Origin of the sequence: Paraburkholderia sp. BR13444 (assembly GCF_040948755.1) — a bacterium.
Classification (GTDB): Bacteria; Pseudomonadota; Gammaproteobacteria; order Burkholderiales; family Burkholderiaceae; genus Paraburkholderia; species Paraburkholderia youngii.
This window is the reverse complement of the sequence record NZ_JBFPKM010000008.1, coordinates 308,532-319,530: the sequence shown is the minus strand read 5'-3', so window position 1 is coordinate 319,530 and position 10,999 is coordinate 308,532. Positions and strand designations below refer to the sequence as shown.

Genomic DNA, 10,999 nt, shown 5'->3' with positions numbered 1-10,999 from the left:
TGCCTGCGGGCATCGCCGGCCCGGGCGGTACGCGAGGCGAGATCACCCAACGACAAGCGACGCAAATGACGGCCCGGCGCGCCAATCGCGCCGGCCCGCCGAGCCCGACCGCGTACAATAGCGCCTTATCCAACGCCTTGCGGCAACCTCAATGTCCTTCGATTTCTTCCTTCCTTGCCCGCGCGGGCTCGAAGCTTCGCTCGCGGCCGAACTCGCCGAAATTGCCGCCAAACATCTGAACGGCGCCCCGTTCACGGCCGGCGCCCAGGTGCCGGGCGGCGTGCATTTTCGCGGCGGCTGGGCCGCCGGCATGGCTGCCAATCTGCACTCGCGTCTGGCGAGCCGCGTGCTGCTGAAAATCGCGCAGCGGCCCTATCTCAGCGAGCAGGACATCTACGCGCTCGCGCTCGAGCAGCGCTGGGAGCAGTGGTTCTCCGCGCACGAGACGCTGCGCGTCGACGTCACCGCGATCAAGTCGCCGCTGCGCAGTCTCGAGTTCACCACGCTGCGCGTGAAGGACGCGATCTGCGATCGTCTGCGCGAAAAAAGCGGCGCGCGACCGAGCATCGATACCGCGATGCCCGACGTGCGCGTGTTCGCGTTCCTGACCGCGACCGACTGCACGCTGTACCTCGACACGTCCGGCGATCCGCTGTTCAAGCGCGGCTGGCGTCTCGACAAGGGCGCGGCGCCGCTGCGCGAGAACCTTGCGGCGGGCATTCTGCGTCTGACCGGCTGGCAGGCCGGCACGCCGCTCTACGATCCGATGTGCGGCAGCGGCACGTTCCTCGCGGAAGCGGCGCAGGTCGCGCTGGACATCGCGCCGGGCGTGCAACGGCGCTTCGGCTTCGAAAAGCTCATACAGTTCGACACGCGGACCTGGCAAACGCTGCGGGGCGCCGCGCTCGAAGCGAAAAACGCGGCGCGCGGCTCGCGCGGCGCGGATCTGCAGATCTTCGGCAGCGACATCTCCGGAGACATGCTCGAAAAAGCGCGCGCGAACTTCGAGCGCGCCGGCTTGCCGGCCATTGCGCTCAAGCAGCTCGACGCGCGCGACATGACGCCGCCTACCTCGGCGCCGGGCATCCTCGTCGCGAATCCACCGTATGGCGAGCGGATCGAAGTGCGCGGCCGCAATGCGCGCGGCGAGCTTCGCGAAGGCCGCGGCAATCGCGGCGACGACGGCTTCCGCCGCATTCAGGAAGAAGCGCCGGACAGCGAGTTTTTCCAGTTGCTCGGCAATGCGTTGAAGCAGCGCTTTGCCGGATGGCACGCGTTCATCCTGACGTCGGATCGCAAGCTGCCGGGGCAACTGCGGCTGCGCGAATCGACGAAGACGCCGCTCTTCAATGGCGCACTCGAATGCCGGCTGTTCCGCTTCGACCTGATCGCCGGCAGCGTGCGGCAGCGTCCGCAGGGCGATACGCAGGCGGGTTGACGCTGCGCCGGTCGGGGAAGTCGACATCGAAACCGCGGACCTCGTGCCGCGGTTTTTTATTGCGCCCGTCACGCCGTTTCCCTTCCTTCGACAGCGCGCGCTCGAAGAGCAGGCTACCCGTTCGCCACCCTACTGCCACCACGCTGTCAGCAGCACCCCCGCACACTCCTTCTCACGCCATCCGGCGCTTGAACGGCCTACTGCCAATCGAAGGAGAGTGTCATGTCCGCATTGCCCAAAGTGGTTGCCTGGTTCGAAATCCCGTCCGTCGATTTCGATCGCGCGGTGCGCTTCTACGAAGCCGCGCTCGACGCCCCGCTGAATCGTCAGGAGATCGGCGGCCAGCCGATTGCCGTGTTCAGCTACGAGGAGCCCGCGACCGGCGGCGCGATCGTCCATAGTCCGTCGATGACGCCGGCTGCCGACGGCGTCACCGTCTACCTGAACGCGCAGCCCACCGTCGACGCCGCGCTCGAGCGCATCGAACGGGCGGGCGGCAAGACCGACGGCCCGGTAATCAAGCTGCCGCAGGACATCGGCTATATCGCGTTCTTCACCGATACCGAAGGCAACCGCCTCGGGCTGCATTCGCGCACCAACGGCTAGGCGCATCCGCAGCCACCGCGCCCCAACCGAAGGCCGCCATGCGGCGCTATCATCGCGGGACCGTCCCCTTCCTCCTCTACCCGACGCCCACGATGACGCGCCGCGCCGACCGCCTGTTCCAGATCGCCGAGCTGCTGCGCGGCCGGCGACTGACCACCGCACAGCAACTGGCCGACTGGCTGAACATCTCGCTGCGCACGGTCTATCGCGACGTGCGCGATCTGCAATTGTCGGGCGTGCCGATCGAAGGCGAAGCAGGCATCGGTTATCGGCTGTCGCGCTCGGCGAGTCTGCCGCCCCTCACCTTCACCGCCGACGAACTCGCCGCGTTAGCCGCCGGCGCGCGCATGCTCGAATCGTGGGGCGGCGCGGGCTTCGCGAGCGGCGCGCGCGGCGCGCTAGCCAAGATCGCATCGGCGATGCCCGCCGACAAGCGCGCGACGCTCGAACGGCTCGCGATCTTCGCGCCGTCGTTTCACATCAAGGGGGACTTTTCGACACAGCTCGACACGCTGCATCGCGCGATCGACACGCGCCAGGTGGTGCGCTTCGCGTACACCGACGCGAACGGCGCCGACACCGAGCGCCGCGTCTGGCCGCTCGCGCTCGCGTACTGGGGCGCGCGCTGGACGCTCGGCGCATGGTGCGAGCTGCGCAGCGATTTCCGCAACTTCGGGCTGGAAAAGATGCGCGATCTGACAGTGCTCGAGACGTATCCGGATCAGGAAGGCAGGCGGCTCGCGGATTTGCTGCGGCATGTGAACGCGAGGCCGAACAGATGAAAAGGATCGCGGCGATGCACCGCGATCCTGACGGCTGCTCACCACAGACGATCTAGTCGACCGCCTTCACCATATCCTCGATCACCTTCTTCGCGTCGCCGAACACCATCATCGTCTTGTCCATGTAGAACAGGTCGTTGTCGAGCCCGGCGTAGCCCGCCGCCATCGAGCGCTTGTTGACGATCACGGTGCGCGCCTTGTACGCCTCGATGATCGGCATGCCCGCGATCGGCGACTTCGGATCGTTCTTCGCGGCCGGATTCACCACGTCGTTCGCGCCGAGCACCAGCACCACGTCGACCTGGCCGAACTCGCCGTTGATATCGTCCATCTCGTAGACCATGTCGTACGGCACTTCAGCTTCGGCGAGCAGCACGTTCATGTGACCCGGCATGCGGCCGGCCACCGGGTGAATCGCATACTTCACCTCGATGCCCTTCTCGACCAGCTTGTCGGTCAGCTCCTTGAGCGCATGCTGTGCGCGCGCCACGGCCAGCCCGTAGCCCGGCACGATCACGACGGTCTCGGCATTGCCCATCATGAACGACGCGTCATCGGCCGAACCCGATTTCACCGGCCGCTGCTCCGCTGCTCCACTCGCGGCCGCGCCCGGCTCGTTGCCGAAGCCGCCGAGGATCACGTTGAAGAAAGAGCGGTTCATCGCGCGGCACATGATGTATGACAGGATCGCACCGGAAGAGCCCACCAGCGAGCCGGCGATGATCAGCATCGGATTGTTCAGCGAAAAGCCGATCCCCGCCGCCGCCCAGCCCGAGTATGAGTTCAGCATCGACACGACCACCGGCATGTCCGCGCCGCCGATCGGAATGATGATCAGCACGCCGAGCACGAACGCGATGATCGTCATGATGATGAACGGCAGCCACGACTGCGTGAGGAAGAACAGCACGCCGAAGCCGAGCATCGCGAGCGCGAGCATCAGGTTGATCAGATGCTGGCCGCCGTAGACGACCGGCGCACCCTGAAACAGCCGGAACTTGTACTTGCCCGACAGCTTGCCGAAGGCGATCACCGAGCCGCTAAACGTAATCGCGCCGACGAAGGTGCCGATGAACAGCTCGATGCGGTTGCCGTACGGCAGGAAGCCCTCGATCGGCACCTCGGGATCGACGAGCCCGAACGCGGCCGGCTCCGACACGACCCCGTAAGCAATGCACACGGCCGCGAGACCGATCAGCGAGTGCATCGCCGCGACCAGTTCGGGCATCTTGGTCATCTCGACGCGCGCGGCGACGAACGCGCCGATCGCGCCGCCGATCACGAGCCCGAACAGCAGCAGGCCGAGCCCTAGACCGAGATTGGAGCCGAGTACTTCGGCCTGCCGCGAGATCAGCGCGATGGTGGTCAGAATCGCGATCGCCATGCCGACCATGCCGAAGGTATTGCCAGCGCGCGCGCTCTTCGGATTCGACAGCCCCTTGAGCGCCTGGATGAAGCAGACCGACGCGACCAGATACAGCAATGTGACGACGTTCAGGCTCATTTACGCACCCTCCCTGCCACCAGCCTGGTGTTTGGATTCCAGCTTCTTCGGCTCTTTTTTCTTGAACATCTCCAGCATTCGCCGCGTGACGAGAAAGCCGCCGAACACGTTGACGGCCGCGAGCGCCACCGCGATGGTGCCGAAGAACTTGCCCGCACTGCCCACCGTGAGACCCGCCGCGAGCATCGCGCCGACGATCACGATCGCCGAAATTGCATTGGTCACCGCCATCAGAGGCGTATGCAGCGCGGGCGTGACGTTCCAGACCACGTGGTAGCCGACGTAGATCGCCAGCACGAAGATGATCAGGTTGATCACCGTGTGATTGAGGACTTCCATCTTCGGTCTCCCTATGCTTTGCGTGTGACCTGGCCATCGCGGGCCAGCAGCGTGGCCGCGACGATATCGTCCGCGAGATCGATGTTAAGCACGCCTTCCTTCGTGACGATCAGCTTCAGGAAGTCGAGCAGGTTGCGCGCGTATAGCGACGATGCGTCGGCGGGCACCATCGCGGCGAGATTCGTATAGCCGACGATCTGCACGCCATAGCGCACCACCACCTGGTCCGTTTCGGTCAGCGGACAATTGCCGCCGCGCCGGCCGTCGATTTCGGGGCCGCGTCCTGCCGCGAGGTCGACGAGCACCGAGCCCGGTTTCATCGCCTGCACGGTTTCGACCGACAGCAGCGTCGGCGCGGGGCGGCCCGGAATCAGCGCGGTGGAGATCACCACGTCGGCCTGCTTCGCGCGCTCGTGGACCAAAGCCGACTGGCGCGCGAGCCACGACGGCGGCATCGGCCTCGCATAGCCGCCGACACCCTGTGCGGCCTCGCGCTCCTCGTCGGTTTCGTACGGCACGTCGAGAAACTTGGCGCCGAGGGATTCGATCTGCTCCTTGACGGCCGGGCGCACGTCGGAAGCTTCGATCACCGCGCCAAGGCGCTTCGCGGTCGCGATCGCCTGCAGGCCGGCCACGCCCGCGCCGAGAATCAGCACGCGCGCCGCCTTCACGGTGCCGGCCGCGGTCATCAGCATCGGCATGAAGCGCGGATACAGCGTCGCCGCGAGCAGCACCGCCTTGTAGCCGGCGATATTCGCCTGCGACGACAGCACGTCGAGGCTCTGCGCGCGCGTGGTGCGCGGCGCGGCTTCGAGCGCGAATGCGGTGACGCCGGCCGCGGCGAGTTTGCCCGCATTCTCGGCGTTGAACGGGTCGAGCATGCCGACGAGCGTCGCGCCGCGCTTGAGCAGCGGTAGTTCGGAATCGGTGGGGGATTGGACTTTGAGGACGAGGTCGGCGCCGAACGCGGTGGCGGCATCGACGATTTCCGCGCCCACGGCCGTATAGGCGTCATCGGGAAAGCTCGCGCCGGCGCCGGCGCCGCTTTGCAGCGTGACCCGGTGGCCTTGAGCCACGTATTTCTTGACCGTTTCGGGCGTCGCGGCAACGCGGGTTTCATGCGCGCGCGTTTCGGCTGGCACTCCGATGTGCATCGTTGTTCCTCCTCGACTTCCTGTTTGACGACAGATCTGCCGACGAGGCTCGCCGGCTTGCACATGCAACGGCTAACGCAGGCCCCACTTTAACCGAAACCGTCACGCCGCCAAAATCGGGGTCGATGCGAATGCGCGGCAGACCGCCAAACTGTTGCGAATCGGTCGCGAACGTGCTGCGAACCCGCCGCGAACCGGCCGTCAGCTTACGCCGGCGATTGCCCGGCAGGGGTCGGTGCGGCGCCCGGCAGCCGGCGCGCATAACCGGTAAAATGCGCACCCATGAAACCGGAAACCTGGCTGCCGCACGTGACCGTCGCGGCGATCGTCGAGCGTGACGGGCGCTTCCTGCTGGTCGAGGAACACACCGCCGCCGGCCTGCGCCTGAACCAGCCCGCCGGCCATCTCGAGGCGGGCGAAACGCTGCTGGAAGCGGTGGTCCGCGAAACGTTCGAGGAAACCGCCCATCCGTTTGCGCCCGAGGCGCTCGTCGGCATGTACATGACCCACTTCGAGCGGCCGGACCGGGCGGGCACCACGTACCTGCGTTTCACCTATTGCGGCGCGGGCGGCGAGCCGGACCCGGCGAGTTCGCTCGATTCCGACATCGTCCGCACGCTGTGGATGAGCGCCGATGAGTTGCGCGAATGCCCCGAGCGGCATCGCACCCCGCTCGTGATGCGGTGCATCGACGATTACCTGGCCGGCCGGCGTTTCCCGCTCGACTTCGTCCATACCCATTCGGTCGGGCCGAAGCGATAAGGCCGTCACGAGCGGCCCCCACAAGATCCATGCAGTCATGCAGCACCCAGTGAGTACCTTATGAGCAAGCGTAAAGTCGTAGTAGGCATGTCGGGCGGCGTCGATTCGTCGGTTACCGCGTGGCTGCTGAAGGAACAGGGCTACGACGTGGTCGGCCTGTTCATGAAGAACTGGGAAGACGACGACGACAGCGAATACTGCTCGACGCGCCAGGACTGGATCGACGTGGTGTCGGTCGCGGACCTGATCGGCATCGACGTCGAGGCGGTCAACTTCGCGGCCGAATATAAAGACCGTGTGTTCGCCGAGTTCCTGCGCGAATATTCGGCCGGCCGCACGCCGAACCCGGACGTGCTGTGCAACGCCGAAATCAAGTTCAAGGCCTTTCTCGATCACGCGATGTCGCTCGGCGCGGAAACCATCGCGACCGGCCACTATGCGCGCGTGCGCCAGAACCACGAGCGCGACGGCCGCTTCGAGCTGCTTAAGGCGCTCGATCATACGAAGGACCAGTCGTACTTCCTGCATCGGCTGAACCAGGCGCAGTTGTCGAAGACGCTGTTCCCGCTCGGCGAAATTCCCAAGACCAAAGTGCGCGAGATCGCCGCGCAGATCGGCTTGCCGAACGCGAAGAAGAAGGATTCGACCGGCATCTGCTTCATCGGCGAGCGGCCGTTCCGCGACTTCCTGAACCGCTATCTGCCGACCAGGCCGGGGCCGATGAAGACGACCGACGGCAAGACCGTCGGCGAGCACATCGGCCTCGCGTTCTACACGTTCGGCCAGCGCAAGGGCATCGGTCTCGGCGGCAGCAAGGACGGCAGCGGCGAGCCGTGGTTCGCCGCGGGCAAGGATATTCCGAGCAACACGCTGTACGTCGCGCAGGGGCACGATCATCCGTGGCTGCTGTGCCATACGCTATCGGCGGGCAACACGAGCTGGGTCGCGGGCGAGCCGCCGGCCGACGGCTTCGCGTGCGGCGCGAAGACGCGCTACCGGCAGGCCGACGCGGCTTGCACGTTCAACGCCGCGGCGGCAGGCGGTTCGGGCGAAGGCCTGTTCGAGCTGACCTTCGACGCCGCGCAATGGGCCGTCACGCCGGGACAATCGGCGGTGCTGTACGACGGCGACGTGTGCCTCGGCGGCGGCATCATCGAACGCGCGATGACCGGGCAACCGGCCGAGCTGCCGCCGGACCAGGCGCCGAAGCAAACTCGCGCGCAGCGTCGCAAGCAGGCGCATAAGCCGAAGCAGCCGCAACGCGCCTCGCAGGACGAGCCGCAGACCCCGCGGCAAAAAGCGGCGCTGCTCGGCGCGCGTTGAGCGATGCATAACGGCGCGCGCGGCGGGTCACACCACTCCGACACGTGCGCGCCGTTCATCCTCGCCGTTCATCTTGTTTCCCCCGCATGGCGCGGTCACACTCGCTTCACCTTCGCGTGCGACGCCTGGCTTTCATTCGCAGGCCTCATCTTCGGGCTTCGACCGTCCACGCCGCGCCGTGACCCGCAGCCGCCAGTTTTCCTCCGCGACGGATACCGCCCGCGCCCCTCGCGCGGACGATCCCGCCACAATGATCTTCCCTGCACTGGAGTCTCCATGTTTTCTCGACGCTATCTGGCCATGTGGTGCGCAATCGCGCTCGCCGCGGTATGTGCCGCGCTCGCCGCGACGCATCGCCTGTCGTGGTTCTGGATCATCGCGCCGGCCGCGCTCGTCGCGCTCGGCGTGTTCGACCTGACGCAACAGCGCCACGCGATCCTGCGCAACTACCCGCTGTGGGGCCACCTGCGCTTCATTTTCGAATTCATCCGGCCGGAGATCCGCCAGTATTTCGTCGAAGACGATACCGACGAAAAGCCGTTCTCGCGCGCGCAACGCAGTATCGTCTACCAGCGCGCGAAGAACGATGTGGATAGCCGCCCGTACGGCACCGAACTCGACGTGAAGGCGATCGCGCACGAATGGATCAGCCACTCGCTAGCGCCGACCAGGCTCGATGGTCACGACTTTCGCATCGTCGTCGGCCCCGATCGCGCGCAGCCGTATTCGATGTCGATCTTCAACGTATCGGCGATGAGCTTCGGCTCATTGTCGGCCAACGCGATCATGGCGCTGAACCTCGGCGCGAAGAAAGGCAACTTCGCGCACGACACCGGCGAAGGCTCGATGTCGAAATATCACCGCGAACATGGCGGCGACATCATCTGGGAAATCGCATCCGGTTATTTTGGGTGTCGTAACGACGACGGCACCTTCAACGCCGAAAAATTCGCGAAGCAGGCCGCCGAGCCGCAGGTGAAGATGATCGAAGTGAAGCTGTCGCAAGGCGCGAAGCCGGGTCACGGCGGCGTGCTGCCGGCCGCGAAGATCACGCCCGAAATCGCCGAGACGCGCGGCGTGCCGATGGGCCGCGACTGCATCTCGCCCGCGACGCACTCCGAGTTCTCAACGCCGCGCGAGCTGCTCGAATTCGTCGAGCGGCTGCGCACGCTGTCGGGCGGCAAGCCGACCGGCTTCAAGCTGTGCATCGGACATCCGTGGGAATTCTTCGGGATCGCGAAGGCGATGCTGGAAACGGGCATCCTGCCGGACTTCATCGTCGTCGATGGCGCGGAAGGCGGCACCGGCGCGGCGCCGCTCGAATTCACCGATCACGTCGGCGTGCCGTTGCAGGAAGGGCTGCTGCTCGTGCACAACACGCTGGTCGGCATCGGTCTGCGGCAGCGCATCCGCATCGGCGCGAGCGGCAAGATGATCACCGCGTTCGATATCGCGAAGACGCTCGCGATCGGCGCCGACTGGGTCAACGCGGCGCGCGGCTTCATGTTCGCGGTCGGCTGCATCCAGGCGCAGACCTGCCATACCGGCCGCTGCCCGACCGGCGTCGCGACCCAGGACCCGGTGCGCCAGCGCGCGCTGGTGGTGCCGGACAAGGCCGATCGCGTGTTCAACTTCCACCACAACACGCTACATGCGTTGCAGGAAATCATCCAGGCCGCCGGGCTCCGACATCCGGCGGAGCTGCGCGCGCATCACATCGTGCGGCGCGTGTCGTCGCATGAGGTGCGGCTGATGTCGGAGCTGCTCAAGTATCTCGAACCGAATGACCTGCTGAACGGCAACTTTCGCTATACGCTGTTCGAGAAGTACTGGCCGATCGCGCAAAGCGATTCGTTCTCGCCGAAGGCGGAGCTGGCGGCTTGCTGAATGCGCGCGGACCCTCGCCACGCCGCCTGTCGCCCAAAAGCCGCATCGCGGCCCGTCCGCCCTCGTAAAACGGGCCGCCCCCCTTCCTTTCCGTTAAAATCTCGGGTTTAGCACTTCGCTCCACGGCCCGCTCGCGCGCTTAGGCGCACGCGGCACGGCCCCCCATGCCCGAAAGGCACTTCATGCTCACGTTTCAGCAAATCATCCTGACCTTGCAGTCCTACTGGGACAAGCAGGGCTGCGCGTTGCTCCAGCCGATCGACATGGAAGTCGGCGCGGGCACGTCCCACGTCCATACGTTTCTGCGCGCGATCGGCCCCGAGCCGTGGCGCGCCGCCTACGTGCAACCGTCGCGCCGCCCGAAAGACGGCCGCTACGGCGAGAACCCGAACCGTCTGCAGCACTACTACCAGTACCAGGTGGTGCTCAAGCCCGCGCCGGAAAACATTCTCGACCTGTACCTCGGCTCGCTCGAAGCGCTCGGCTTCGACCTGAAGCAGAACGACGTGCGTTTCGTCGAGGACGACTGGGAAAATCCGACGCTCGGTGCGTGGGGTCTCGGCTGGGAAGTGTGGCTGAACGGCATGGAAGTGACGCAGTTCACGTACTTCCAGCAGGTCGGCGGTCTCGACTGCAAGCCGGTGCTCGGCGAAATCACCTACGGTCTCGAACGCCTCGCGATGTATCTGCAGAAGGTCGAGAACGTCTACGACCTCGTCTGGACCGAGTGGGAAGAGCAAGGCCCGAACGGCCCCGAACTGCGCCGCCTGACCTACGGCGACGTGTATCACCAGAACGAGGTCGAGCAGTCCACCTACAACTTCGAGCACGCGAACGTCGATCTGCTGTTCACGTTCTTCAACAGCTACGAAGCGGAAGCGAAGCGCATGATCGATGCGCAGATCGCGCTACCCGCCTATGAACTCGTGCTGAAGGCCGGCCACACGTTCAACCTGCTCGACGCGCGCGGCGCGATTTCGGTCACGGAGCGCGCGGCGTACATCGGCAGGATTCGCGCGCTGTCGCGCCTGGTCGCGCAGGCCTACTACGACTCGCGCGAAAAGCTGGGCTTCCCGATGCTCGGCAATCCGGTGCATGGCGTGCCCGGCCTCACCACCGACGAGCAGGACGCCGCGATGCCCGCGTGGGCGCCGCCGCTGAAAGTCGAACGCAAGATCGACCAGGACTGACGAGAACTTCAACC

The 10,999-nt window shown here is 65.8% G+C and carries 10 protein-coding genes; 7 read left to right on the top strand and 3 right to left on the bottom strand.

Going from position 1 to position 10,999, the window contains the following annotated elements; translation table 11 throughout:
- The first annotated feature begins 151 nt into the window (after positions 1 to 151).
- From AB3X95_RS23705 to AB3X95_RS23695, 3 genes are all read left to right on the top strand, one after another.
- Positions 152 to 1,438, top strand: coding sequence for a class I SAM-dependent RNA methyltransferase (locus AB3X95_RS23705; protein WP_368622682.1), 1,287 nt, complete (start codon positions 152 to 154; stop codon positions 1,436 to 1,438).
- 222 nt (positions 1,439 to 1,660) lie between these two features.
- A complete protein-coding gene (locus AB3X95_RS23700; protein ID WP_018431914.1) occupies positions 1,661 to 2,044 on the top strand; it encodes a VOC family protein in 384 nt (127 codons plus the stop codon).
- A 38-nt stretch (positions 2,045 to 2,082) separates the two neighbouring features.
- Entirely contained in the window at positions 2,083 to 2,826 is a 744-nt protein-coding gene (locus tag AB3X95_RS23695) for a YafY family protein (protein WP_176122460.1), read from the top strand.
- A 52-nt stretch (positions 2,827 to 2,878) separates the two neighbouring features.
- On the opposite strand, the gene AB3X95_RS23690 is transcribed toward AB3X95_RS23695, so the two are convergent.
- From AB3X95_RS23690 to AB3X95_RS23680, 3 genes are read right to left on the bottom strand one after another with little or no spacing between them, the layout of a single operon-like run.
- Complete coding sequence (locus AB3X95_RS23690) at positions 2,879 to 4,330, bottom strand: NAD(P)(+) transhydrogenase (Re/Si-specific) subunit beta (RefSeq protein WP_184226014.1); 1,452 nt, start codon at positions 4,328 to 4,330, stop codon at positions 2,879 to 2,881.
- Positions 4,331 to 4,669, bottom strand: coding sequence for an NAD(P) transhydrogenase subunit alpha (locus AB3X95_RS23685; RefSeq protein WP_176109536.1), 339 nt, complete (start codon positions 4,667 to 4,669; stop codon positions 4,331 to 4,333).
- An 11-nt stretch (positions 4,670 to 4,680) separates the two neighbouring features.
- Positions 4,681 to 5,823 (bottom strand): Re/Si-specific NAD(P)(+) transhydrogenase subunit alpha, encoded by a 1,143-nt coding sequence (locus AB3X95_RS23680; protein ID WP_176122458.1) that lies wholly within the window; start codon positions 5,821 to 5,823, stop codon positions 4,681 to 4,683.
- Positions 5,824 to 6,105: 282 nt separating this feature from the next.
- Here AB3X95_RS23680 and AB3X95_RS23675 point away from each other — a divergent pair, with 282 nt between their 5' ends.
- From AB3X95_RS23675 to glyQ, 4 genes are all read left to right on the top strand, one after another.
- Positions 6,106 to 6,585, top strand: coding sequence for an NUDIX hydrolase (locus tag AB3X95_RS23675; RefSeq protein ID WP_176122457.1), 480 nt, complete (start codon positions 6,106 to 6,108; stop codon positions 6,583 to 6,585).
- Between the two features lie 60 nt (positions 6,586 to 6,645).
- Positions 6,646 to 7,908, top strand: a complete 1,263-nt coding sequence (gene mnmA, locus AB3X95_RS23670) for a tRNA 2-thiouridine(34) synthase MnmA (protein WP_176109539.1) — start codon at positions 6,646 to 6,648, stop codon at positions 7,906 to 7,908.
- 276 nt (positions 7,909 to 8,184) lie between these two features.
- Positions 8,185 to 9,795: an FMN-binding glutamate synthase family protein gene (locus AB3X95_RS23665; protein WP_176122455.1), complete on the top strand. Its 1,611-nt coding sequence runs from the start codon at positions 8,185 to 8,187 to the stop codon at positions 9,793 to 9,795.
- A 182-nt stretch (positions 9,796 to 9,977) separates the two neighbouring features.
- Positions 9,978 to 10,985 (top strand): glycine--tRNA ligase subunit alpha, encoded by a 1,008-nt coding sequence (glyQ, locus tag AB3X95_RS23660; protein ID WP_013088411.1) that lies wholly within the window; start codon positions 9,978 to 9,980, stop codon positions 10,983 to 10,985.
- Positions 10,986 to 10,999: the final 14 nt, after the last annotated feature.

What these genes read in the sequence shown, in the direction of transcription:
- AB3X95_RS23680 (WP_176122458.1), bottom strand. Translation starts at nt 5,823, where the DNA reads ATGCACATCGGAGTGCCAGCCGAAACGCGCGCGCATGAAACCCGCGTT.
- mnmA (WP_176109539.1), top strand. Translation starts at nt 6,646, where the DNA reads ATGAGCAAGCGTAAAGTCGTAGTAGGCATGTCGGGCGGCGTCGATTCG.
- glyQ (WP_013088411.1), top strand. Translation starts at nt 9,978, where the DNA reads ATGCTCACGTTTCAGCAAATCATCCTGACCTTGCAGTCCTACTGGGAC.
- AB3X95_RS23700 (WP_018431914.1), top strand. Translation starts at nt 1,661, where the DNA reads ATGTCCGCATTGCCCAAAGTGGTTGCCTGGTTCGAAATCCCGTCCGTC.
- AB3X95_RS23685 (WP_176109536.1), bottom strand. Translation starts at nt 4,669, where the DNA reads ATGGAAGTCCTCAATCACACGGTGATCAACCTGATCATCTTCGTGCTG.
- AB3X95_RS23705 (WP_368622682.1), top strand. Translation starts at nt 152, where the DNA reads ATGTCCTTCGATTTCTTCCTTCCTTGCCCGCGCGGGCTCGAAGCTTCG.
- AB3X95_RS23695 (WP_176122460.1), top strand. Translation starts at nt 2,083, where the DNA reads ATGCGGCGCTATCATCGCGGGACCGTCCCCTTCCTCCTCTACCCGACG.
- AB3X95_RS23690 (WP_184226014.1), bottom strand. Translation starts at nt 4,330, where the DNA reads ATGAGCCTGAACGTCGTCACATTGCTGTATCTGGTCGCGTCGGTCTGC.
- AB3X95_RS23665 (WP_176122455.1), top strand. Translation starts at nt 8,185, where the DNA reads ATGTTTTCTCGACGCTATCTGGCCATGTGGTGCGCAATCGCGCTCGCC.
- AB3X95_RS23675 (WP_176122457.1), top strand. Translation starts at nt 6,106, where the DNA reads ATGAAACCGGAAACCTGGCTGCCGCACGTGACCGTCGCGGCGATCGTC.